The following is a 24,367-nucleotide window of genomic DNA, read 5'->3' on the forward strand; positions in this document are numbered from 1 at the left end:
CATTTAAACATAAATGGAAAGAGGTTTATGAAAAGGTAAGTACTAAAAGGAGAATGATTGAATTATGCAAAATATAGAAAGTAAAAAATCGATCATCTTAAAAGAGAGAATGCATACTGAATTCGAAGGATTAAAGAGCGATCTTCAACAGCTCAAAAACTTCAAAACATGGATAAGTATTGCGCAATATCTCTCAATCATTTTCCTTTCTTGTATCTTGGTTGGTATTGCAGCACAATTTTTTCTTGAACCAGCAAAACTTGGGACAAGTGGTTTTACCGGTGTTTCCTTATTATTACGTTACGTCTTAGGTTGGGATATAGGAACAACAGCCCTCTTGATGAACTTACCATTCATTATTCTTGGTTTTCCTATCTTAGGACGTCGTTTTGTTATCCATTCAACCGTTGGTGTAGGTATGCTAAAGTTAGCCCTGTGGATAACAAGTCCGATGGCTTTATGGAAAGCATATCACGTTCAAGATATTTGGTTATCTTTAATTTATGGTGGTGTCATCTTAGGTTTAGGTGCAGGTATGGCATTAAAAATAGGCGGAAATACAGGTGGTGTCGATTTAGTAGCACTAATAAATCGATATTTTACAAAAATGAAGCTCGGCACCACAATTATGATTTTCGATTCCAGCGTTATTTTAGCTTCTTGGAAAATACTTGGTGCCGAAAAAGTTTTATATACACTTATAAGTATCATGACTTATACTACTGTTATACGTCTAATCCTTGAAAGAAATAATAAATCACAAACCGTAACCGTTATATCGCATAAATCACGCGAAATTATAGCAAATATTCAACAAAAACTGCATAGAGGAACTACCGTCTTAAAAGGGCAAGGCGGCTACACAGAAGATGATAAAGAAGTATTGTATATATGCGTTTTAAAAAAAGAATTGCATATATTGCAAAATATTATTCAAAAAATTGATAATAAAGCATTTATAGTTATACAAAACGCTGATGAAATATCAGGAAATGGTTTTACCATCGAAAATAAGGATAATAAAGAAATCTTGAAAAAATCAACGGCTTAATTTAAAAATCTCTTCTTAAAATCATTTAGAAGAGTTTTTTTATTTTCAATATTCTTAAATTTAACACTTAAGCAATTGATTATCATGAAAAAATACCAAAGGAAATGATAAAACTGATAAATAAAAACCAAATTAAATTAAAACAACTTTTAATTAAAGAATGGTCTGGTTTGGTTGATGATATTAAAAAACTAAAATATAAAAAAACATGGTATTATTTAATTAATTATTTATTTATCATCTTCCTTTCTTGTATCATTACAGGTATCGGTGTATATTTTTTCGCTATACCAGCTAAATTAGGCAACAGCGGCTTTACTGGTATCTCAATCTTATTACACTATAATTTAGGCTTTGATATCGGAAAAACAACACTATTACTAAACTTACCCTTTATCATCCTTGGATTCCCTATTTTAGGCCGAAAATTTGTCCTAAACGCCATCGTCGGTTTGTATATTTTAAAATTAGGTCTAAATATCGCAGAACCCCTTAAAAACTTAACCGCGTATCATCCTAATGATCCTTGGTTATCAGTCATATATGGCGGTATCTTAATCGGTTTAGGCGTAGGGACCGTCTTAAAAATGGGCAGTAATACAGGCGGAACAGATATCATAGCCCTATTGAACTACCATTTTACAAAGATTAAACTTAGCCACACTATCCTAGTATTTGATACTTGTGTAATTCTCACTTCTTTATATTTTCTAAAATTTCAAATAGGCATGTATACACTTGTACACGTCTTTATTTACTCAATTGTTATAAGGTTAATTATAAAAAGCAAGGTAAATTTATTAATAAATATTAAAAAAACTCAACCAAATCCTTGACGTAAAGGAGTGATTTAAAATAATAAATATCGCTAAGCAAAAAAATACGTCTCCAAATACAAAAAAAGCTTATTTCAAAAACGAATTACTGCTCCTAAAAAAGGATTTGCAAAAATTAAAAAATCCAGAACAATGGTTATACATAGTAAGATATTTCAGCATCATATTCTTGGGTTGCATGCTCATGGCCATAAGTTTAAATCTTTTTATTACACCCGCCAAATTTGGTGATGGTGGTTTTACCGGAATCGCACTTATTATAAAATACTTGGAGTATTTTCCAAATCTCCCTATAGAAAATACAATCCGTTATTTAAACATACCACTTGTGATCATAGGTATACCATTCCTTGGCTACCGATTGATTTTCCATACCATCTTAGGCGTAAATCTACTTTCACTTGCTTTAACCTTAACCAAACCTTTAGAAAAAGCCACCGCCTGGCATATAGACGATCCTTGGCTAGCTATTATATTTGGCGGACTATTAATGGGTGTAGGCATAAGTAGCATTCTCAAAATGGGCGGAAACACCGGGGGCAGTGATATCGTCGCTCGTCTGGTAAGATATTTTACAGGTATTAAACTAAATTACACCTTTTTCATTTTTGATGCCTTAGTACTAACTTGGTCCTTGATTATGTTAGACCTAAAAAATTTCTTATATACATTAATATATATATATATTTATTCTATGTTTATATATTTATTAGTGGAAAAACAAGAAAATTCAATAACATTCACTGTTATATCCAATAAAAAGCCCTTAATTATGGATAAGCTTCATCAAAAATTTAATAATAAAATCACAATCATCACAGGATATGATATATATGGAAATAAACAAAAACCCATTTTCTATATAATCGCTAAAAAGAAAAAAACTAATGACATAAAAAACACAATTGAACAATTTGACCAACAAGCTTCAATAGTCATTCAAAAAAATAAATTACTCCTTAACAAAGCTGAAAATTTCACAGCCAAACAAGCTGTAGAACAATAACAGACAATAAAAAAATCCTTTTAAGATAACTTAAGGATTTTTTATTGTTTATTTGTTTATTTTTTTATTTTTTTATTTTTTTATTTGTTGTTTTATATCTTAAAATAAATCAATTAACAATTACAAAATATCTAAAATTAATTTTTTTATTAAAATTTTTATTACAAACCGAAAATGTTTGTAGATCTTAAATAATATATTTATCGATAACAAAATTATAAAATGTAAATAATATAAATTAAGGTATTCTCTTTAAGACAAGGAGGTTAAATAAATGAACATAAGAAACCATCTCCATAGTGTTGTAACCATCTTCCTAGGTACCACACTGATATCAATAGGTATCAATGGCTTTGCCATACCAGCTAAATTAGCAGAAGGTGGTTTTACGGGTATCGGTTTGTTGATCAATTATTCAACAGGGTTACCCTTGAGCTATCTGTTAATTATCCTTAATTTAATCCCTTTATTTTTTGGTTACAAGATATTAGGTAAAAAATCATTCTGTTATTCTATCATCGGAATTGTTTTTTTAAGTTTAATTTTAGAACTAACGCAAAATATCGGTGAATGGATAAATTTGCGCGATGATATCTTATTATCTGCACTGTATGCAGGTGCCTTTATCGGCATAGGTTGTGGCATGATCTTTCGCGCTGGAGGTACAACAGGAGGTTTAGATATCATTGCGCAAATCATCTATCGCAAAAAAAATATCTCTATTGGTACTGTGATCATTTCATGGGACTTATTAGTTTTATTATTATCGATGTTTATTATAAATCCACGCCTAGCTATGTATACCCTAGTTGAAATGATCATCGTAAGTCGTATTATCGACTTCATCGTGGAAGGCATGCGTACATGTCGTACAGCCACTATTATCTCGAATGAAGCCACTATCTTAAAAAAAGCATTAACACAAGAAATAGGTCGAGGTGTCACAATTCTAAAAGGACAAGGTGCATATACAGGTAATCAAAAAGAAGTCCTATATATTGTTTTTGCACCAAGAGAATTCCCGAAATTAAAAGAACTAATCGATCTTGTTGATCCTAAAGCTTTCATGGTTATACACAATGCAAGAGATGTACGTGGCGAAGGTTTTAGTTAATTATCATCTTTAAACAAATAAAAACCACACACAAAACGGCTATAATAACCGCTTTGTGGTGCTTTTTCTTTACGAACAACCTTGACGCTGTTTAGATAGAAAATCAACTATTTTATCTATTTTTGGATTAGGTTGACCTTTTTGGTAAGGAATCATATTACCAGGCATCAAGCCTTTACCATACTTAATAATTTTTTCTAATTGAGCCTTATCAAAACGACACCCTGCACCTAATAAGGACGGGCCATTGCTTCCTTCTAAATTTGAACCGTGACAAGAAATACATGGTGTTGAACTGTAAATCTTGTAACCTTCATGATCTAAATCATCCGGTTTCTCATTCTTGAAAGAAGAAGGTCGCTGTGTCTGTGTCTTATGCTCTTCCACTGAACCGTATGTCAAAATAATAATCGAGATAACAGATAGCAACATAATAGATGATGCAATAGGTCGCTTCAAAGGACGACGTTCCTTACTAGTATCTAGCCAAGGAGCTAACATAAGTGCCCCAAAAGCAGCTCCAGGTAAAACAACGGTACCTAAAAATTTTAAACTAGCAGAAGCCCATTTATATTTCAAAATTTGATATAAAAATAAGAAATACCAATCAGGAAAAGGTATATAACCACGACTGTTGTTAATATCAGCAGCTTCACCAACTTCAACTGTTTCTACAAGTGTTAAAGTTAAAAAACCAACTAAAAAAACAGAACCAACCATCCATTCCCTAAGCAAAAAATCAGGCAAAAAAGCTTCCGTCTTACCAGGAAAATCAGCATAATCACGCGGAATTAACTTTTTACCTTTTATTTTTACACGTGAATCTCCAACATAATATGTTTGATCTGATTTATTATCATGATTACTAATAATCATCTACTCCTCTCTACCCTCAGCTTAAAGAGGCCCTGAAATACCTTGACGCCTGATAAGAATAAAATGAGCAGCAATCAGGCCCAATAAAACACCAGGTAAGAAAAAAACATGCAAGGCATAAAAACGACTTAAAGTTTCTGCCCCAACAATTCCTCCACCACTTAAAAATTTACCTATATATTCACCAATAAATGGCACAGACTCAGCAATCTCAATGCCTACAACAGTTGCAAAATATGCTTTGTCATCCCAAGGTAACAGATAGCCTGTAAATCCTAAACCAAGAATAATAAATAAAATTAAAACACCTACAACCCAGTTAAACTCACGCGGATTTTTATACGCTCCTGTAAAAAATACACGCAAAGTATGCAAAAACAACATAACAATGGAAACACTCGCTCCCCAATGATGCATAGCACGCACCATTGCCCCCATAGCTACATTATCCTGAATATAACTAATACTACGAGCTGCATTAACAATATCAGGTACATAACTTAAAGCCAAAAACATCCCTGATAAAATTTGAATCATAACTACAAAAAATGTTAATCCCCCAAAACAATAAACAAAAGCCGAAAATTGATGGGCAGGATTAACATGTTCCGGAACCTCATGATCTGCTACATCACGCCAAACAGGTGTAATATCTAGACGTTCATCTAGCCAACGATAAATTGATTGTAACACCTTATGTTTAAACCTCCTCCTTCACGCAAATATAACTCTATCGCGCTTCTTATTGATCTTTCGAAACCATCTGGATAAATAATCGCCCACTCTCAACTTTATTAGGATAATACATCAAAGGCTTAGGTGGAGGCGTTCCAGGTATATTTTTACCACACCGATCATACAAGCCCATATGACACGGACATTTGAATTGATTTAAACCTTCTTCATAATTAACCAAACAACCCAAATGTGTACATTTAGGAGAAAGTACCAAAATATCTTTCTTCTTTGGACAAATAAAAACAAAAACATCATTCTCCGAAGGTACTTGTGACCGCCAAGCATCATCTCGATTAAATTGTACCTTTAAACGCATCGGCGTCTCTGTGATCTCCGTTTCAAGCAAACCAGTATTTATATAAGCATCATCAGATTTATTCTTCTTAACCAAAGCATCTGTCGCAAAACGAACCAAAGGCAATCCAACAGAAGCCGCCATAAATGCACCTGTAGCTCCAAGCATGTAGGTTAAAAATTTTCTTCGCGAAATATTTTGGGACATATGTATTAATTGGACAAACCGTCCAATTCCTCCCCTCGAACAATAATCATAAAAAATAAAGCGAAAAGCAAAAAAGAAAGCAAAAAGCGAAAAAGTTAAAATTAAAGAAAAAATCTAAATAGCATCAAAGAAAACCCTAAACATAAAAGCTAAGCACATAAATTATTTAACTCTTACCCCAAGAACATTGTAGCTAAAATATTAGATCAATTGCAATGTCCTCAACTTAGTATATAGCTAATAAATTTCCAGCGAAATATGCTTTAAGTCTGCCAACGATACAACTGCTGCAAAAACTGGGGAAAAGAAACATCGACAACAGAACTATCTTTAACCGTAACGCCTGTATGTGAAGCTAATCCAGCAATCATAAAAGCCATCGCTATACGATGATCACCAAAACTAGACACAACACCTGATAAGCGACTTGGACCTTTGATGATCCAACCATCCGGTGTCTCTTTGGCATTACCACCTAAGATATTAATATTTTCCACTGTACGCTTAATCCGATCAGCCTCTTTATAACGAAGCGTTTGTGCTCCAGAAAGAACGGTTAATCCATCAGCAGTCGTAGCTAAAATCGCAAGCAAAGGTAATTCATCAATTAAACTAGGCACCATACATGAAGTTATCTCAACACATTTTAAAGGTTTATTGGGCGCCTTCACAATAATACGTCCAAAAGGTTCTCCTGAAGTCATACCCATAACCGTGACCTTAATATCCACACCCATTTGCTGCAAAACACCAACAAAACCTGTTCTTAAATGATTTAAACAAACATCATGAATACACAATCGACTACCAGGTGTAACAATCGCCGCAGCAAGCAAAAAAGCAGCACTTGAAAAATCACCAGGCAAAGTAACCTGTACCGATCGTAATTTTTGTCCGCCATGGATGGTAAAACAAGAACCATCTTTTATATATGATACACCAAACAAAGGAAAGAGTCTCTCTGTATGATCACGCGTTGGCAATGGCTCCACAATAGACGTCTTACCCTTAGCATACAACCCCGCTAAAAGTAAACTACTCTTCGTTTGCGCACTAGCAACATAAATCAACAAATGACGTCCCTGCAATTGCCTCCCCTTAATTGTTAAAGGCAAATAAAAATCATCTGTATGTCCCGTAATAAAAGCACCAAGAAACTGTAATAAACGCACAACATCAACCATCGGACGCCGAGATAAAGAAGCATCACCAACCAAAGAAATCGTCAAAGAACTCCCAGCTAATAAACCTAAAAGCAAACGCGCTGTCGTCCCAGAATTTTGTGCATCCAGCTCTATATGCTTAGCACGAAATGATGATAATCCACCCTTTCCATGTATCAAAAAGCTTGTACCATCAACAGGATAAATAATAACCCCTAACTGTTTTAAACAATCTATCGTCGCTAAAACATCCTTACCCTGAGGCAAATTAATTACTTTAGTTACCCCATGAGCAAGTGCCCCTAAAAACAACACCCGATGCGCTATCGACTTATCACCTGGTACCGTACATTCAGCTTGAAAAGCACGAAGGGAAGTTATTTTTTCTTCAATAATATCCACCCCCTTACATAATTAAAAGCAATAACTAAAAAAAATAACTAAAAGCAATAACTAAAAGCAATAACTAAAAAAAATAACAAAAAACTCATTATAGCTAATTTAAATTATACAATAACAAGTATAAAAAAATCATACCAATAATAAGTTTCGGATATAAGATGATCTAAAAATGATACATCAAAAAATAATCTTTAAATATATAACATGAAAATATTTTTACTATCCGCATTCAGTATCATACCATAAAAAACATATATTACAGAAAAGATGATTTTTAATTAAATCTTATGTAAATTAATAAAATAAATCTATTTAAACTATTTTATAAATTAATTAATATGAAAATATTTCCTAAAATGATAATAAATTTATGGTTTATCATTACTCCGGAGTAGGGAATTGTTTACACACACGTACCTCTAAGCTCATACTAGGAACATTTACTAATGTAGAAAAAATATCACGAACACCATCATTAATAATAAAAATATAAACAGAACGCACAGGTGTAATTGTAGGTGGTATAGGTTTAGCATTATCAATAAGCACTAGTTTATAATGCAAGTGTGATGAAGACCCGCCTAAATTAGGAGATATAGAACCTTTTCCTTGAATTGCAACAGCTATACTATTAGGATTAATAACTGTCAAAATATTTCGCAATTCAGCAGATAAATCTAAGGTATCAATATAATTATTAATCTGATCTAAAGTATCAAAACAACCTAAAGCACTCATCATCTGTGATTCAAAAACAAAATTCTTATTTAAATCAGGATCCCTGTTACTATCAGTAAAACGGAAAAGAATATTTGTAGATACAGGATTACAATTATTACATATCTCGGCATTTAGACAAGCAACACCACTACCGAGCTGTCCATTAGGCAATTGAACTAAAACATTTTCATCAGTTGAATTGATTAAACCCTGACAATCACAACTTCCACCAGGAAAAATATCAGCACAAGGTTGCGGGAAACTAATCTCTGGAATACAAGTATTCACGGTCGCATAATTAGGTTTATGAATAGGTGCACGAGGATGACTAAAACGTGCTAAAACTTCTAATTTAACATCAGCCTCTACCTGTATTTCCTGGCATAAGCATACATTGATCTCCACAGCATTCTCAAAAATAATCCCTGAAGGAATAATACATAATTCAACAATCCGACAACGTATATTCTCTGCATTAAGCGGTTCAGGTAAGCATAATACAATATCATCATCAAGTTGAATAGCAGCATCAAAACGACCGATTTCTACATTTGTGTCTTCACGATACAAGACAACCGTAATATTAATTATAAAAATAAAACGCACCAAGGAAACATCGATTAAACTACCGTTAACTGGACTCGGTATCTTGACCCGTCGAATCGGAGGAATAATAGAGCAATTAATATTTTGTAACGATGCAGGAACACCACAATGTATCGGAAAAAGAGATGGCACACGAGGTGTTATTACTTCCGTACGAACCGGAATACCTTGTAACAAAATATTTTTAACTTCTGTTGCTAAAGGTTCAGGTATATCAAGCTTGTTTCTTTTATCATTAGATACCAAAACCCAATCATAAACTTTAGAAACACATATACATTCTTCACGAACACTATTAGAATCTAAATTAGAAAAATGATAACCACATTTTTCTTTATCACCATTCGACCTACTTTGACAGGGACTTTGCCAGAATCTAGCTCCAGACATAATACAACTCCTTCATAATTTATAGTAATTATTACTTAAAAACCTTTATAATCCTAATATATGTACAAGAAAGAAATTGTTGCAAAAGAGCTATGAAGTCACAATTAATTTATTATAAAAATTATTTATAAAAATAAAAGTTATTAAATAAAAATTACTAAATAAAAATTATTAATTATTTAAATATAAAAAAATAAAAAAATCAAAAATAAAATAAAAACAAAATATACCACTCAGAAATATAAACCAAAGCTAAAAATAGCATGATAAAATTCCAAGAAAGAAGTGAATGAACAAATTGCCTAAATTACATAAATACCCCTATGCAATTTATAAAAATCAAAACTTTTGCGGGTTCCTAAAACCAACGCTAATGCCTTGGTTTTATAGTTATCTGCTTAAAAAAAACTTAAAACCTAATTGGGACCATAAAGAACGAAATTTGTGTTTCTATACAAAAACAATAACCAAAATCTATTTAGATAAACCAATTAAAAAAAATGAAAAAATATTCATTGATTGCCTAAGAATTTTCTTAGAAGAATCTTCTTTTAAACTAGAAATAATAAATCAATCAACAGATATCTCAACAGATATCTCAACAGATATCTCAACAGATATCTCAACAGATATCTCAACAGATATCTCAACAGATATCTCAACAGATATCCCAACAGATATCTCAACAGATATCTCAACAGATATCTCAACAGATATCTCAACAGATATCTCAACAGATATCTCAACAGATATCTCAACAGATATCTCAACAGATATCCCAACAGATATCTCAACAGATATAATAAAAAATGCACATAATCACAATAACATAATAAATGCAAAGCTAGATATAAAAACAAGCCAAAATAATAATCTGGGCAATAAAATTGAAATAAAAATTTTATATGTTAAAAAAGCTCTTATATGGGCAGAAAAGATTCGTCGTGTATTTGTTGATCAAAATTATAAGATTGAACTTATCTTAGTCAATGAAGGTCCTTGTCTGGATATATCTATATTATGCCCTGAGAATATGATGGTTCAGCAAAAAACGAATTTTATTAACAATACACCCTCTGCATTAATTGAAAAATTGGCTCTGCTCTTTTCTGTTGGCCTAATTTCTACACAACAAGAAACAGACTTAATGTCACCACAACCTTTTCATTGTCAAGAAGAACCTCATATAGAAGATCATTTAAAAAAATGGCAAAATATAGATTATAATAAACCAATTTTAAAATGTTTCTTTAATCCTCTAATCCAGTTATCAGAAGAGTATAAAATAGCAGGTTATTTATTATGTAATAATGTCACAAATAAAACCTTTAAAGAACTAACCTTAGGTATCTTTTGCACTGAAGCAGAACATTTTCGTATATCAGGCGCTATAACTCCTGCTAATAAAATTATCAATAAAGTCAATAATTGGACCTATGTAACAGCCCAAGAAAGAGAAAATACACCTTACAACCAAGGTGTATGGTTAAAAAAAGAACCTTCCGAAGCATTAAAACCTTTTACAAATTTAAAAACACCCCTTTTACAAATAAGTATTGTACTAAAAAATAAAACATCTAAAACCATACCATTGATCATACAAGCTATCTCAGAAAATCATGAGCCTATCATTTTAGAAACAAAAATCACTTATGCTGAGGTAACAACATGAGCGAAAATTTAAACTTTATTATTTGGATCGGCGCAACATTTCGCATAACCCACTTATTAGTATTTGATACCATCACATTACCATTACGAAAACTATTTTTTGATTTTGTAGATAGTATCAATCCTGTAACAGGAGCAAAGGAAACAAAAATTGAGTATAAAGGTCAAAAAATACGCCGTTTTTTTGGTAAACTACTCAGCTGTCATTGGTGCACTGGTTTTTGGGTCGCTGTGGCCGTGGTCAGCATAGGAATATCTTGTCCAGGCATCCAATTAATTTGGACTATTTTTGCTGTAGCCGGTCTTTCTAGTTGGCTTGAAACCAAGCTAAATGAATAAATGAATGAATGAAGAAAAAAAATAACAAAATAAAAAATAACAAAATAAAATATCTTAAAATATCTTCACAAAAATAAGTGATATTATCATAAAATAAAAAAATTATTTTGAATAAAAAAAGATCATAAAAAATTTAATTTAAGCTACTTTTTGTGAAATTTATTTTTCCTTATTATGAATTATATTATCAATTTTATTTTAATTTTATAATATATTAAAAACTAATTAAAAATAAAACATGGTTAAAAATTATAAAAAAATCTAATAAAACAGAAATTGCCTTTAATCACCTACAAATTAAAAAGAAATTGCTTATTTATGCAGGGAATGTTAAAATAAAGTCATATCCTGGGATAAGTTAATGCAATGGACAAATTAATAAAATGAAATATATATGCTATCAAATAATTAGTTTTTAATAAACAAGCATTATTATAATATAAAAAAATGATTACTGAAATTGAAAACGAAAAAACAATTACCTGATATCGCCTAACAACAATCTAGATAAAAAGCAAAAAATAAATAATTATTTATTTTTTTAGTGCATATATAATAAACAAGCCCCTTGCGTCATACGCAAACAAAGAGCAAACTTAGCAGGGGGAAAGATAGCTATGGAAGAACGTTTCATCACCACAGCTACTTTAGATTTTACGGTTGCATTTGGTGTTGTTTTAGGCGGAACATTATTAGGTGGATTAGCTGCTTTTTTGCTCGATACCCAACCAATGTATCGTATGTTGAAAATTTCTGATCAACTTAAAATTTGGGCCATGGTAGCAGCAATTGGTGGTACAATTGATCGTATAAAGAGTTTAGAAATAACTATCCTAGGTGGTCAGTTATACCAAGCATTTCAACAAATTGTTTGCATTTTATGCGCTTTTATGGGTGCACAATTAGGTACATTAGTTATTAGTTGGCTCATTCAGGAGGAAGGTTAAGTTGTCCTCTTATGTGAAGCAAAAGCGACTATATGCCATATTTGTGCTTGGCTTATTAAGTGGTAGTATCTTTTTTCTCATTATAAATGGCATGAAAATCCAGCATCTTAAGGTTGAAATAGGCAACACTTATTATGCTTTGAATCAAAAAGATAAGGAGATTCATAATTTACAATATAAAATATCTCGCTTACAAAAGCATGGCGTTTTTAAAAAAGTCGAGGAAGATAAAATTCAGAATATTGATGTTGAAATTTTATCTTCAAATATCATCGCTTCCGAAATCATAAAAACAAAATTAAGCCAAAAATTAATATCGCTTGTTAACAAATCATTTCGTTTTATCAATCAATATCCTGATTTAATAGATATTTTAATTGAACAAGAACCCTTAAACATTGATGAAATAACAAGCAAACGGTTACAAGCTAAACTCCACTATGCTGTTTTCTATCAATCAACACTTAAAATATGGGTTAAAATAGAAGAGATGCCCAAAGAAATTTTAAATAATTATTTAAATAATTAATATGCGTTTTTGGGAAGGAGAATATTGGCATGATAATAAATCGCAAAAGGATCGCTAAAGCTAATATCGATCTAATAAAAAAAGGATATTCTGCTTTTACAGAATCAACCGAAGTAGCGGAGTGTATTGAAAAAGAATTAGCATCAATGGATTTGAAAGTTCATATTGACCGAACAACGCTAGGTTGTTGGTTTATACCAGAACCACACAAGGAGACTGATAACCAAAATGTGCCCATTTCTAATTAAAAACCTACGAAAAATCCCCATCTTTATGGAGGTTATCGCAGGTTTTTTTGTTATATCAACTGCCGTGAAAAACATGAACATCACCAGCTGATAACATCAACGCCTTTATACCTTTTTTCTCTAATTTTTGTTTAAAAACCTCAGGATCCTGTTTAATCTCATCCCAGGTATCATAATGGCATGGTATAACCTTACGAGCATCAAGAAATTCTGCAGCCAAGACAGCCTCATCAGGACCCATAGTAACGTTATCACCTATGGGTAAAATAGCAATATCTATAGGCCGCCCCTTCCCGATCAAACGCATATCGCTAAACAAGGCTGTATCACCAGCATGATACAACGTAAAATTACCTAGCTGCAATAAAAAACCAGCTGCATTACCGCCAGAAGCAAAGTACTTCTCCTCCGTGATTTCTAACCCACTACCATGAATTGCAGGCGTCATATGCACAGTACCAAAAGGAAACTCAAATTTACCACCTGAATACATAGTATGTGTTTTTTCAACACCCTGCCAATTACACCATTTTGACAATTCATAATTAGCAATAATTGTAGCGTCATTTTTTTTAGCTAGAGCAATAGCATCTCCGAAATGATCATGATGTGCATGCGTAACCAAAATCCAATCAACAACAATGTCATCCAAATCATGTTTAACTGATGGATTATCTAAGATATAGGGATCAATAATAATCCTATGTTCACCATAAGTAATACCAAAACAGGCATGACCATAAAACATCACCTGTATATTTTTATCATTATCCATAATAAAAAGCCCCCTAACACGTAAGATAAAAAACAAAACACTTCTGATCATATTATATGAATAATACATTATAAAATATCTGTAAAATTAAGTAATCTAAACATCAATAAATTAATTAGCAAAATTATCCAAAAAAGATAAAAATAATTATTCAATCTAGATAAAATCTAGCAAAAGTAAACTTGATCGCAAACAATGACTAGAGGGCTAATAAAGCTTCCTAAAAACAATGCTCATAACAATTTTTATGTGTATATTATATGAAAAATATACACATAAAAACAACAGCATGTTTTCATCGCTTTAAATTTCGCTTATGTTCCTTTAATGTTAGATTAATATATTAAAATTCTAAAAATGTCTAAAATTATATTTATTCCACCTTGCTAATATTTGCATAAATTATCCAGAGTTTTATATTTTAATTTATTTAGATTGTTCAAAATTAATTAAAGATAAATGAAATTACTCCGCCTAAATTTAATTGCTACAAGAATTTTTTGGTTTATTATGATAAATATTAACAAAAAGCTTAAACATTTTTAGCCCCTATATAAATCTTTCCCCCAATTACATATCGATAGCCGAAACTTTAGGATACTTCTTTTATGCCTTACGTGAAAATATTATATTTATTTTTTTAGATAAAATATTATTACATATAAGCAATAATGGTGTAAAAACAAAAAATCAGCATCACTTAACAAAATCGCTCTTGCTGATAATTAAATACGTGGCTTTGACAAAGAATAAAGTAAAACTTTGTAGCTTTAGCAAAAAATACAAGTGAAAAGAGTTTAATAACCGCATGCACTAAAAGCTATGCTAATAGTTATTTTTGTGTTTAAATTAAATCCTGCAAATGCAAAAAAGCAAAAAAATGCCAATTATTATATTTTAAAATTTTACAAAAAAAATAAACATTCCTCTATCCCATTTGTAGAATGTAAGTGTTATCAAAAATACAAAAAGAGGATAAAGCATGTCTATTAATTGTAGGTTAATAAATATCATTTGGTTAAATTTTGTAATAAATTGGGGTTAATATCCCAATTTAATGCATCTGTTTTTAATCATATTTTTCAGATTATGGCTGGTATGTTGTGTCAAAAATTTCACGGATATTCATAAAAAAACTTTTATAATAGATGCCGTCTAAAGATAAGCCATATCAAAATAGGATGCAAAAATACTGAGCGAAGCCATAAAAGAGGTTTCTTATGAAGAAATTATCCGGCCAGCTAATAAACCTTACTTTCTAATCATTGACGATACTGTATATCATAAAACAAGGACATCAGCTAAATAAGCTATAAAAGCAAGCGGTTTATAATTATTCTAATTTAGCTAAAAAAGTTTATAAGGAAATTCTATTTTTCAAGATATCTTAAATACAGATGATTTAAGATATGCTATAGAAGTTAAACGTGCTGATAAAAAAAAGAAATAAAATGGGTATTGCTTGCAATATCATATCTAGTGAGCCTGGTCAGAAAGCATATTTTCTTGGTATACTTCAAAAAAGATAATCGAAAAAAGCTTAAAAAAGGATTTAATTTTCTAGGCGAATTAAAAACAGATATTATTATTTATCCTTTAGGTACAAAAAAACAAATCAAAACATTTTTAAAGTGTATAACAAAACAAGATAAAGCGTTTGTTACCATTTAAAAAAAAGTATCATATTTATGTATATTAAGGTAAGCTTAATTTTATCAGCAATGAAGTTATTCTTATTTATTTTAATGTTATTAAGATTTCTTCCATAAAAATATGGTCATCTTCGATGGTCAAAACATCAATATCGGACTTATTTATATCTAAGAAAATCTAAATTTAAGAATTAGCTTATATTTTTTGATACTTTAATATTAAAGACCAATTTTAAACATAGCAAAAAGTCTCTATTATAGCTTTTAGACCAAAATATGCACTTTGAATATAGCGAATCCTTCTATAATATCTGTTTTGCAACAAGTCTAATTAAAAAATATTATTAATCATTATATATATTGTCATTTATAAATCTTAGTTATATTTTTAGAATAAAATTTTTAATATAATTAACCGAATATAATAATGCTTATAATTAATATATAATAACTGTATAATAAAATATTATAATTAACTATTTTCATTTTCAGACTCTTTTGTGGAGATGTGCAGTAAATAATTAATGTTATATAAAGAGCATGTCCATAAAAAATTAGTTCTCAATTCTGATAATTATGAATTTAAAAATCATAATTTTAATAAAAATTATATTTATTATAAATATACAATGAGTATGAATACATGACATTAAATTATTATTTTTTTATATTTAAAATAAATATAAAAAAATAATAATTATAAATGTAGCAATACCTTAACTAATGCATAAAAAAGGAAGCAAAAAATGAGCCAAAATTGCAACATAAGTTTATAATTGCATATCATTTTTATAACCTGTCCATCAGCATAATCCAAATCGGCACCTTGTAACCCTTCGATGCATACGGTGACCTAGGACCCTCCTTAAGTTTTTCATAAACCATCAAACTGATTTTTTACAATTTACTAAAATTTACATCTAATAGGTTACCTGGAAGGAGCTTTAGATGGGGATTACCAAGGTTTGGATCGAAATATTAGAAGCTAAGATATTCGGAAAAGGAAGTTTTATATTAATAAATACAGTTACAGCCAACCAATTAAATGGTATAACAAAAAATATCTCTATTTCCTATGGATCAGCAAACGCTACATCGATTATAAGATCGCAACCAAATTTCCCTAAATGGCGGCTTGGTATTAGCCCTGATTTGGCACAAAAACTCGGTCTGTATATTGGTTGTGTATTAAATATGCAGCTAGATACTATACAATCAAAAATTAAATTAGGTCCCCTATTAGGTATTTTAATCCATGAGCCGCTAAAAAGAAGAATAACACCACCATTTGGTACGTCTGATGCTTTTTTCAATGAATGTCATAATACAGGTCATCAATATGGTACACAAGTAGCTATAATAACTACGCGACGTTTTAATTTAAAACAAAAGATCGTCCACGGCTGGATACGTGTAGACGAAAATTGGCAATTATGTGCTTTGCCATTACCTGATGTGATCTATAATCGGATTGTGCCAAGAGAAGCTGAAATGCGTAAATATTTACAAAATCTCCTTTTAGCACTTAAAGAAAAATATGATATAGCTATATTTAATGAATGTTTTTTAAGCAAAAAAAATGTATATGAAGCATTATCGAATGATGAACAAATAAGCGAAATCTTACCAGAAACAGTTGTTTTAAATAAACAAAATTTTATAAATATTGTACACAAATATACATCGCTATATATTAAACCCAATAAAGGCAGCTTAGGAAATGGCATTATCCGCCTGATTAATATGAAAAAATATTGGATCTATCAATGTAATGATCATCACGTTGATGTCTTCACGAAAAAAATATTCTCTTTTCACAATCTATGGAAAACATTACAAAAACATACATTCAAAAAAGATTATCTAATCCAACAAGGTATCAACTTCGCTTATTATACCAAACGACCTTTTGACTTGAGGGTGCTAGTGCAAAAAGATGGTCAAGGTCAATGGTGTATTACCTCAGCAATTGCACGTATTGCCGGTAATCAACAATTTGTAGCAAATGTCTCTAGAGGTGGAAAACTAGAAAAAGCTGTAACTGTTTTAGCTTCTTTACCCGCAAAAAAAGGTGTTAATCATTTAAAAAATCTAAAAAAATGCTCGATTTTGGTAGCAAAGGCAATCGAACAGCAAATTGAGGGTCATTATGCTGAACTAGGTATCGATTTAGGTATAGATAAAAATGGATCATGGTGGTTGATTGAAGTAAATGCAAAACCGTCTAAAGGTGAACATACTTTGCCACATGATAGTTCATATACATTAACAACCAGACCGTCTGTTAAAAACTTACTTGCCTATACCTGTTATTTAACCAACATGAAAGTACCTAGGGAGAAAAATAAAAAATGGTTTCCTTTATAAAAAAAAAACATATCCTAGGTATCATTACCTGTAAAAATCCTAGGCGTCATCCCCCATTCTCGGAGGCTGGTTTTTTTGCCCAATTGACGATTATAGGACGTTTATATAAAGTGCACGTAATTATTATAAATCCACTGCAAATTAATTGGGCAAAAAAAACGACCTTAGCTTGGCATTATAATAACGATAAGATTTGGTCCAGTAATATTGAACCTCTTCCAAATCTTTTTTACGATCGATGTCACTATGCTAATAAAAAACATCTTATCGTTTACCGTGAAAATATCCAAAAACTTAGACAAGATCCCACAATATCTTTTCTTGGCAAACCACTTGCTGGTAAATTACAAACATACGATCTATTAAAAACTAACCCCAAAATTGCACCATTCTTACCTAAGACTAAACTTTGCCATGATCCTCAAACTGTGTTCGATTTTATAAAGCAAGCTGGCCCATCCATTATAAAACCAAATATGGGCAGCCACGGAAAAGGTGTTGTAGCTATCGAAGAGATATCGTCTGATCTTTTTCGTATTAAAGGTCGTACGATGCAAAATAGTCTTTTAAATGCCCAAGTAAAAAGTAAACAAAATATACGAGCATGGCTTTATGAACGATTAAAAACGCGCAAACATATTGTACAGCCTTTCTTAGATTTATGTACTGAAAATGGCTATCCTTTTGATTTAAGGTTATTAATGCAAAAAAATGAAAAAAATGAATTCAATATTACAGGAAAAGCTATTAGAATCGGTCAACATCAAACAATAACAGCTAATTTGCATGGCGGAGGTCGAGCTGAATCATTAGATGTTTTTTTTAAAAAATATTATATAAATGACCAATCGAAGATCAAAACCCAAATTAAAACACTTGGCGAAAATGTGGCAAAAGATTTAGAAATGAACCATGGTTCACTCGTGGAACTAGGCTTGGATATAGGTATAGAACCAACAGGTCGTATTTGGCTCTTAGAAGTTAATTCCAAACCTGGTCGTGCCATTTTTATGCATACGGGCGAACCGCAAATACGAAAAAGATCTATCCAGTTACCCATTCGCTATGCCGCTTCCTTGCTAAGTAAAATGCACGGTCGTGTATAGAGGAGAGGGGAGAAAATTATAAATTCGTTACTATGCAAAGTTTTGATCGCCAAAAATGATATCTATAAACATCTGATTATATCTAAATCATTAAGCGAAAAACTCGGCTATAAAAAAAATAGCAACATTACTCATATACGCTTAGGCGAACGATCAATTAAAACCACATTTATCCGACTAAAGCATAATGATCCTCAATTAATTTTACCATCTAGTTTAGCCAATAGGTTATCCTTGCCATACTCAGGAGCAATCATCCGTGTCATATATGATGGCCAAAATTTACGTTTAGGACCCATTATCGGTATTTTAACCACAGGCTGCATAGGTGAAAAAAATAAACCTTTTGGTGGTCGAACATCTTTTTTTAGTCGTTTTATGGAAGCTGGTCGTGCCGAATGTCCTTTCTTTTTTGTTTTTACACCTGACATGATAAATTGGAATCAAAGGTTAATAAATGGTTGGTATTTTCGCAAATTACAAAAAGGGGAAAATCGTTGGTTTAAACATACCTCACCCTTCCCTGATGTGATTTATGAACGCGTACCTAATCGACGATCAGAAAATTTGCATAACGTTAAAATATGTTTAGAACGCTTTAAACAAAATAAAAATTGCCAAATTTTCAATCAAGGTTTTTTTAATAAATGGGATATACATTGTATATTAAAAGAAAATCAAAAAACAGTTAAATTTATACCTGAAACACATTCTGCTCCTTCTATGGATACAATGGAAGAAATGTTAAAAAATTATAATAACATATACCTAAAACCAATCCATGGAAGTCTAGGATTAGGTATCATACGTATTACTAAGCCAGATAAAGGCGCTTATCTTTGTCGTTTTCACAACAAAAAAACGATTTTGCATCGCTTTAAAAAACTATCTCAGCTGCTAGAATATCATTTTCAAAAAAATCCTAATCGCTTCCGTAATTATTTAGCACAACAAGGGATCAATCTCATCCGTTATGAAGATCGACCTGTCGACTTTCGCGTTCATATGCATAAAGATCGTTCCAGTCAATGGCAAGTTATCGCAATTGGCTGCAAAGTAGCTGGCCCTGGTTCGATCACCACACATGTGCGAACAGGCGGTAAAATAGCTTCGACGCAAGAAGTTTTAAAGCTCGTTTTTGATCAAAAAGTCGACCAAATAAAAACAGATATGGCTAAAACAGCGATTGAGACAGCCGATGCTCTTACTTCAAAAATAATTGGTCCAATAGGAGAACTAGGTATAGATATGGGTGTAGATACAAATGGAGATATATGGCTATTTGAAATTAATGCTAAACCAGGTAGACATATTTTCCATCATCCTAGTCTCAAAACAGCCGGAAAAAAATCTGCTAAATGTATAACAGACTATAGTTTGCATCTAGCAAATTTTATCTAAAAATAACATTAAAAAAATCTTGACCACGGAAAGGAGTACCAAAGCCATTACTATACCTCTATTACCAGAAAAACTAATAACATTACGTAAAATACAAAAAACACCCTCTTTGGGTATCTTAACCGCTGATGGTCATCCTCTTTTTCGAGGTAATCACCGCAATTTTATGGATATTGCTCATACAGGTGCAAAAATGGGTATATCCGTTGTAATTATTACACCTGACAATTTTTTGAAATGCACACAAAATGGATGGATAAAATGTTTTCGTTTACAATCAAATATGCATAATTGGGTGCCTGCTATTTTACCTTTACCTCGTGTCATATATAACCGTTTACCTAATCGTAAAATAGAACAACACCCGAGAACACAATTAGTTTTAAAAAAAATAAGCACCTTGCCGCAAACACAGCTCTTTAATCACGGTTTTTTTGATAAATGGAGTATTTATAAACATCTTAGTAAATCAGAAATATTAAATCAATTTGTACCAGAAACCACATTGCTTTCTTTACCTAATTTACAAAAACTTTTTCAAAAATTCCCCACACTTTATATAAAACCGATTAACGGTAAAGCTGGTATAAATATTATGCGACTAACAAAAAATGACTATGAATATGAACTTATCCATCAACTTCAAAAAAGTTGTTTAAAATATAAACTTAACTCCTTAAGTAAACTATGGAAAAATATTATAACAAAATTAGCTAAAGAAAAATACATTTTACAACAAGGTATAGATCTCATGCATTATAAAAATCGACCTTTTGATATACGTACCTTAGTACAAAAAAATGGACATGGGTATTTTTCCGTCACAGGATCAGGTATAAGAGTCGCTGGTGATAACGCCATCTCAACACATATTCCACGAGGAGGCAGTATAGCCGATCTTTCCAAGGTATTTAGGCATGTTTTTCATGATCAAGCAACATATTTAGAAAAGCGTATCTGTGATGCATCTATCCTTGTAGCAAAATACATTGAAAAAAAACAGAAAACAACCTTAGGAGAACTATCCATCGATTGGGGCATGAACAAAAATGGTCAATTATGGTTCTTTGAAACTAACGCCAAACCGATGAAGTTTGATGAACAAAATATCCGCACAAGATCTTTACATAATTTGGTAGCATATTCGATCTACTTAACCAATAATATATTAAAGATCCCATTATCAGGAGAAGAAGAACCATGCGGCTAGTACCGCTAACACCAAAAAGGTGGGTTATGACACATAACCTTATTATGCGTTTTTTACACAATCATAGCGGCGGTCGTATAACACATCGAACTCTACGATGGCTAAAAAACGCAAACGCTTATGATCTTATGGAAAAAGGCACACGTATTGAAAGTATTATCCATAAAAAACACATTATAGGCGTAATCGCTATAAATAACTATGGAAAAAAACATGCTTGTATCGCCGTACATCCTCGCTTCAGGCGTAGAGGTATTGGTGAACGTCTCCTAAGAAATGCCTTGGATAATTTAGGCACAATATATACAAGTGTCGCTATGGACAACATCCCAAGTATACGTCTATGCTTTACTTGTGGACTCGTAGCATATCGTTTAACACGTGGCGTAACAAAAAAACCCACGCTACATTTTATCGGTGAAAAAAAATTAATAAAAAAAGATATTGAATTAATTGAAAAGATGATTAACATAGAAGAGCACAATAATCAGAATAATGAAAATAATAACTAAAATAAAAAAACATAAAAAGCCTTATGACATTAGGGCTTTTTATGTTTTTTATTAAACTAATAATCGTCTTGCTTTACAATAAGTACTCCGAAGCCAAGGAGTATATAAAGAATCATAGCGTACACCACTGGATGAAGCATGTATAACTAAGGGCTCATTATGAACATCTTTACCTGCATAGATAGCAACGTGTGAAACATGACCACCACGACCAAAGAATAATAAATCGCCTTCTTTAAGATAGCCTCTAACAACTCTACCTTGCCTAGACTGCTCTCCTGAAGAACGTGGTAGTGAATAATTATTACCTTGATAAACATTATAAACATGTTTTACAAATGATGAACAATCAAAACTACCACCTTTGCCAGAAGCACCGTAGCTATAACCATAACCTATATATTTATCGGCAATTCTAACAAGAGGAGACATATACATAGGTTTATAATAAACACGTCGCCCACGACTATGGGCTGAGATAATATCATCAGAAAATGTTTCTTTTATTTTATCAACAAAGTCAGTAAAACTATTATCAATATCTTCACCAACATTTTGTAAACAATCTAAAAAAGTCTCATCACTATAAGAATTACTTGTATGCGAATTTTGTGCTTTAACACTAAAACCAAATAAATTCATACATGAGAACAATAGCAATAAAAACAAAAGAATATTGTTTAATCTAAAATTTAATTTGATTTTCACGATAATATCCCCCTTTATAATTTCATAGATTAATGACCCCCTCGCAATTATTGAATCAAAAACCTCTGTTAAAACACCTTTCACACATCTTTTCACACATCTTTTCACACATCTTTTCGCATATCTTTTCGCATATCTTTTCGCATATCTTTTAAAATAGTCTTTTTAAAAATCCCAATTGCTATTATTCAAAAGATCAAAACTATAAATATCATATTTTTTATAACTATTATTTTTTATAAATTATAATATTATTAATTAGAAATAAATATAACATATAAATAAAACATTATCAAGAGAAATATAATTATCAATAAAAAAATATTATACAATAATATTTATGCAAATATCTATACTTATATTCGATATTATTATTATATAAATTTATATAATAATAGCAAAAATTTATATAATATAGCCAAAAAAGGATAAATAAGAACTTATAAAGAAATATTAACATAGTCGATTAGTAATGATGTAATTTAAACACAAAAATAGACATCATAATAGATTTTTGTGCATCCAATTAGGTGATTAAACTCTCCTTATATTAGGTTCTTGAACTCTCATTTTCGGTCAAGCTATAAATAAGATTGATCTGTTTTGTGAAAAATATGAGTATTAATTAAATAATTTTAAAAAATTTATATATTATCAAAATAAAACAAAGATATATATATTATCAAAATAAAACAAAGATAAAAGAGCTCTTCTTCTATTAAAATAAAATAAGCTCTTTTATCTTTGTTTTTAAAATGATTTTTTTAATATATATGGATCTAAGCTAAATAAGCTTCTCTAACCTGTTTGTCATTTAACAATTTTTTCGCTGGTCCCTCCAAGGTAATTTCTCCTGTCTGGATAACATATCCTTTATGGGAAATTTGGAGCGCTTGATATGCGTTTTGCTCTACTAATAAAATGGTCATACCTACGTTGTTCAATTCTGTAATAATCTGAAAAATTTGATCAATTACAACAGGTGCCAATCCCATGGATGGTTCATCTAATAATAAAATCGAGGGTTCACTCATGAGAGCTCGACCAATAGCTAACATCTGTTGCTCTCCACCACTCATGGTACCACCTTTTTGATGAAGTCTTTCTTTTAAGCGCGGAAAATAATTAAAAACATTGTCCATTCGTTTATCCATGATGTCTTTTGGACAATTATGGAATAAAGCGCCTATCTCTAAATTTTCGCGTACTGTTAGGCGCGGGAAAATCCGACGCCCCTCTGGTACGTGAGCTATTTTCATAAGGGCGATCATATGGGGTGCCTTACCGATGATCTCCTTACCTTGAAAACGTATGGAGCCTGTTGTGCGAACTTGACCACAAATGGCTCGCAAGGTGGTTGTTTTACCAGCACCATTTGAACCAATTAAACTAACGATCTCGCCTTGACGTACGACGATTGATAATTGTGTTAGAGACTTAATAGGACCATAATAAGCGTCCACATGAGATAATTCTAATAATTTATCTTTCATCCATC

General features: G+C 31.3%; 22 protein-coding genes. 14 read left to right on the forward strand and 8 right to left on the reverse strand.

Annotated elements, in window-relative coordinates:
* The first annotated feature begins 64 nt into the window (after positions 1 to 64).
* From VS182_RS07200 to VS182_RS07215, 4 genes are all read left to right on the forward strand, one after another.
* Complete coding sequence (locus VS182_RS07200; RefSeq protein WP_479484473.1) at positions 65 to 1,051, forward strand: YitT family protein; 987 nt, start codon at positions 65 to 67, stop codon at positions 1,049 to 1,051.
* A gap of 104 nt (positions 1,052 to 1,155) precedes the next feature.
* Positions 1,156 to 1,887: a YitT family protein gene (locus tag VS182_RS07205; protein ID WP_479492573.1), complete on the forward strand. Its 732-nt coding sequence runs from the start codon at positions 1,156 to 1,158 to the stop codon at positions 1,885 to 1,887.
* A gap of 184 nt (positions 1,888 to 2,071) precedes the next feature.
* Positions 2,072 to 2,893, forward strand: a complete 822-nt coding sequence (locus tag VS182_RS07210; RefSeq protein ID WP_479492574.1) for a YitT family protein — start codon at positions 2,072 to 2,074, stop codon at positions 2,891 to 2,893.
* A 274-nt stretch (positions 2,894 to 3,167) separates the two neighbouring features.
* Complete coding sequence (locus VS182_RS07215; protein WP_479484475.1) at positions 3,168 to 4,007, forward strand: YitT family protein; 840 nt, start codon at positions 3,168 to 3,170, stop codon at positions 4,005 to 4,007.
* Positions 4,008 to 4,076: 69 nt separating this feature from the next.
* Here VS182_RS07215 and VS182_RS07220 read toward each other — a convergent pair whose 3' ends face one another.
* The 5 genes from VS182_RS07220 to VS182_RS07240 all read right to left on the reverse strand — a co-directional run bounded on the left by VS182_RS07220 (position 4,077) and on the right by VS182_RS07240 (position 9,404).
* Positions 4,077 to 4,883: a c-type cytochrome gene (locus VS182_RS07220; protein WP_479484476.1), complete on the reverse strand. Its 807-nt coding sequence runs from the start codon at positions 4,881 to 4,883 to the stop codon at positions 4,077 to 4,079.
* 21 nt (positions 4,884 to 4,904) lie between these two features.
* Positions 4,905 to 5,576, reverse strand: a complete 672-nt coding sequence (qcrB, locus tag VS182_RS07225) for a menaquinol-cytochrome c reductase cytochrome b subunit (protein ID WP_479484477.1) — start codon at positions 5,574 to 5,576, stop codon at positions 4,905 to 4,907.
* A gap of 49 nt (positions 5,577 to 5,625) precedes the next feature.
* Positions 5,626 to 6,123, reverse strand: a complete 498-nt coding sequence (locus tag VS182_RS07230) for a Rieske (2Fe-2S) protein (RefSeq protein WP_479488414.1) — start codon at positions 6,121 to 6,123, stop codon at positions 5,626 to 5,628.
* A 263-nt stretch (positions 6,124 to 6,386) separates the two neighbouring features.
* Positions 6,387 to 7,688: a 3-phosphoshikimate 1-carboxyvinyltransferase gene (aroA, locus tag VS182_RS07235; RefSeq protein ID WP_479488695.1), complete on the reverse strand. Its 1,302-nt coding sequence runs from the start codon at positions 7,686 to 7,688 to the stop codon at positions 6,387 to 6,389.
* 381 nt (positions 7,689 to 8,069) lie between these two features.
* Positions 8,070 to 9,404, reverse strand: a complete 1,335-nt coding sequence (locus VS182_RS07240) for a BMQ_0737 family morphogenetic spore coat protein (protein ID WP_479492575.1) — start codon at positions 9,402 to 9,404, stop codon at positions 8,070 to 8,072.
* A gap of 373 nt (positions 9,405 to 9,777) precedes the next feature.
* On the opposite strand from VS182_RS07240, the gene VS182_RS07245 reads away from it, so the two are divergent.
* The 5 genes from VS182_RS07245 to VS182_RS07265 all read left to right on the forward strand — a co-directional run bounded on the left by VS182_RS07245 (position 9,778) and on the right by VS182_RS07265 (position 13,138).
* Positions 9,778 to 11,076 (forward strand): hypothetical protein, encoded by a 1,299-nt coding sequence (locus VS182_RS07245; protein ID WP_479492576.1) that lies wholly within the window; start codon positions 9,778 to 9,780, stop codon positions 11,074 to 11,076.
* A complete protein-coding gene (locus VS182_RS07250; protein ID WP_479484482.1) occupies positions 11,073 to 11,414 on the forward strand; it encodes a DUF1360 domain-containing protein in 342 nt (113 codons plus the stop codon). Before VS182_RS07245 ends, VS182_RS07250 begins: the two co-directional genes overlap by 4 nt.
* A gap of 617 nt (positions 11,415 to 12,031) precedes the next feature.
* On the forward strand, positions 12,032 to 12,361 hold the full coding sequence (locus VS182_RS07255; protein ID WP_479484483.1) for a YtrH family sporulation protein: 330 nt from the start codon (positions 12,032 to 12,034) through the stop codon (positions 12,359 to 12,361).
* 1 nt (position 12,362) lies between these two features.
* Positions 12,363 to 12,890, forward strand: coding sequence for a hypothetical protein (locus VS182_RS07260; protein WP_479484484.1), 528 nt, complete (start codon positions 12,363 to 12,365; stop codon positions 12,888 to 12,890).
* A 29-nt stretch (positions 12,891 to 12,919) separates the two neighbouring features.
* Complete coding sequence (locus VS182_RS07265; protein WP_479484485.1) at positions 12,920 to 13,138, forward strand: YtzJ family protein; 219 nt, start codon at positions 12,920 to 12,922, stop codon at positions 13,136 to 13,138.
* Positions 13,139 to 13,193: 55 nt separating this feature from the next.
* Here the strand turns inward: VS182_RS07265 and VS182_RS07270 are convergent, their stop codons facing one another.
* Complete coding sequence (locus VS182_RS07270; RefSeq protein ID WP_479492577.1) at positions 13,194 to 13,913, reverse strand: metal-dependent hydrolase; 720 nt, start codon at positions 13,911 to 13,913, stop codon at positions 13,194 to 13,196.
* A gap of 2,600 nt (positions 13,914 to 16,513) precedes the next feature.
* Between VS182_RS07270 and VS182_RS07275 the strand changes: the two genes are divergently transcribed.
* The 5 genes from VS182_RS07275 to VS182_RS07295 are packed head-to-tail and all read left to right on the forward strand — an operon-like array spanning position 16,514 to position 22,161.
* Positions 16,514 to 17,932 carry a YheC/YheD family endospore coat-associated protein gene (locus VS182_RS07275; RefSeq protein ID WP_479484487.1) on the forward strand — a complete coding sequence of 473 codons (1,419 nt, stop codon included), beginning with the start codon at positions 16,514 to 16,516 and terminating at the stop codon, positions 17,930 to 17,932.
* On the forward strand, positions 17,917 to 19,038 hold the full coding sequence (locus tag VS182_RS07280) for a YheC/YheD family endospore coat-associated protein (RefSeq protein ID WP_479492578.1): 1,122 nt from the start codon (positions 17,917 to 17,919) through the stop codon (positions 19,036 to 19,038). Before VS182_RS07275 ends, VS182_RS07280 begins: the two co-directional genes overlap by 16 nt.
* A 42-nt stretch (positions 19,039 to 19,080) precedes the next feature.
* Positions 19,081 to 20,439 (forward strand): YheC/YheD family endospore coat-associated protein, encoded by a 1,359-nt coding sequence (locus VS182_RS07285; RefSeq protein WP_479484489.1) that lies wholly within the window; start codon positions 19,081 to 19,083, stop codon positions 20,437 to 20,439.
* A 19-nt stretch (positions 20,440 to 20,458) separates the two neighbouring features.
* Positions 20,459 to 21,649: a YheC/YheD family endospore coat-associated protein gene (locus tag VS182_RS07290; protein ID WP_479484490.1), complete on the forward strand. Its 1,191-nt coding sequence runs from the start codon at positions 20,459 to 20,461 to the stop codon at positions 21,647 to 21,649.
* Positions 21,650 to 21,675: 26 nt separating this feature from the next.
* Positions 21,676 to 22,161 carry a GNAT family N-acetyltransferase gene (locus VS182_RS07295; RefSeq protein ID WP_479488698.1) on the forward strand — a complete coding sequence of 162 codons (486 nt, stop codon included), beginning with the start codon at positions 21,676 to 21,678 and terminating at the stop codon, positions 22,159 to 22,161.
* 51 nt (positions 22,162 to 22,212) lie between these two features.
* Here the strand turns inward: VS182_RS07295 and VS182_RS07300 are convergent, their stop codons facing one another.
* Both VS182_RS07300 and VS182_RS07305 read right to left on the reverse strand, forming a co-directional pair.
* Positions 22,213 to 22,869 carry a C40 family peptidase gene (locus VS182_RS07300; protein ID WP_479484492.1) on the reverse strand — a complete coding sequence of 219 codons (657 nt, stop codon included), beginning with the start codon at positions 22,867 to 22,869 and terminating at the stop codon, positions 22,213 to 22,215.
* A 779-nt stretch (positions 22,870 to 23,648) separates the two neighbouring features.
* The gene (locus VS182_RS07305) at positions 23,649 to 24,362 is read right to left on the reverse strand and encodes an ABC transporter ATP-binding protein (protein WP_479484493.1); all 714 of its coding nucleotides are present in this window, start codon (positions 24,360 to 24,362) and stop codon (positions 23,649 to 23,651) included.
* Positions 24,363 to 24,367 lie beyond the last annotated feature (5 nt).

Source organism: Pasteuria ramosa, from assembly GCF_056496785.1.

Excerpts from the sequence above, each read along its gene's own strand:
- VS182_RS07240 (WP_479492575.1), bottom strand. The coding sequence starts at position 9,404 with ATGTCTGGAGCTAGATTCTGGCAAAGTCCCTGTCAAAGTAGGTCGAAT.
- VS182_RS07205 (WP_479492573.1), top strand. The coding sequence starts at position 1,156 with ATGATAAAACTGATAAATAAAAACCAAATTAAATTAAAACAACTTTTA.
- VS182_RS07210 (WP_479492574.1), top strand. The coding sequence starts at position 2,072 with ATGGCCATAAGTTTAAATCTTTTTATTACACCCGCCAAATTTGGTGAT.
- VS182_RS07305 (WP_479484493.1), bottom strand. The coding sequence starts at position 24,362 with ATGAAAGATAAATTATTAGAATTATCTCATGTGGACGCTTATTATGGT.
- VS182_RS07270 (WP_479492577.1), bottom strand. The coding sequence starts at position 13,913 with ATGGATAATGATAAAAATATACAGGTGATGTTTTATGGTCATGCCTGT.
- VS182_RS07295 (WP_479488698.1), top strand. The coding sequence starts at position 21,676 with ATGACACATAACCTTATTATGCGTTTTTTACACAATCATAGCGGCGGT.
- VS182_RS07265 (WP_479484485.1), top strand. The coding sequence starts at position 12,920 with ATGATAATAAATCGCAAAAGGATCGCTAAAGCTAATATCGATCTAATA.
- VS182_RS07250 (WP_479484482.1), top strand. The coding sequence starts at position 11,073 with ATGAGCGAAAATTTAAACTTTATTATTTGGATCGGCGCAACATTTCGC.
- VS182_RS07255 (WP_479484483.1), top strand. The coding sequence starts at position 12,032 with ATGGAAGAACGTTTCATCACCACAGCTACTTTAGATTTTACGGTTGCA.
- VS182_RS07275 (WP_479484487.1), top strand. The coding sequence starts at position 16,514 with ATGGGGATTACCAAGGTTTGGATCGAAATATTAGAAGCTAAGATATTC.
- VS182_RS07245 (WP_479492576.1), top strand. The coding sequence starts at position 9,778 with ATGCCTTGGTTTTATAGTTATCTGCTTAAAAAAAACTTAAAACCTAAT.
- VS182_RS07280 (WP_479492578.1), top strand. The coding sequence starts at position 17,917 with ATGGTTTCCTTTATAAAAAAAAAACATATCCTAGGTATCATTACCTGT.
- VS182_RS07220 (WP_479484476.1), bottom strand. The coding sequence starts at position 4,883 with ATGATTATTAGTAATCATGATAATAAATCAGATCAAACATATTATGTT.
- VS182_RS07200 (WP_479484473.1), top strand. The coding sequence starts at position 65 with ATGCAAAATATAGAAAGTAAAAAATCGATCATCTTAAAAGAGAGAATG.
- VS182_RS07215 (WP_479484475.1), top strand. The coding sequence starts at position 3,168 with ATGAACATAAGAAACCATCTCCATAGTGTTGTAACCATCTTCCTAGGT.
- VS182_RS07230 (WP_479488414.1), bottom strand. The coding sequence starts at position 6,123 with ATGTCCCAAAATATTTCGCGAAGAAAATTTTTAACCTACATGCTTGGA.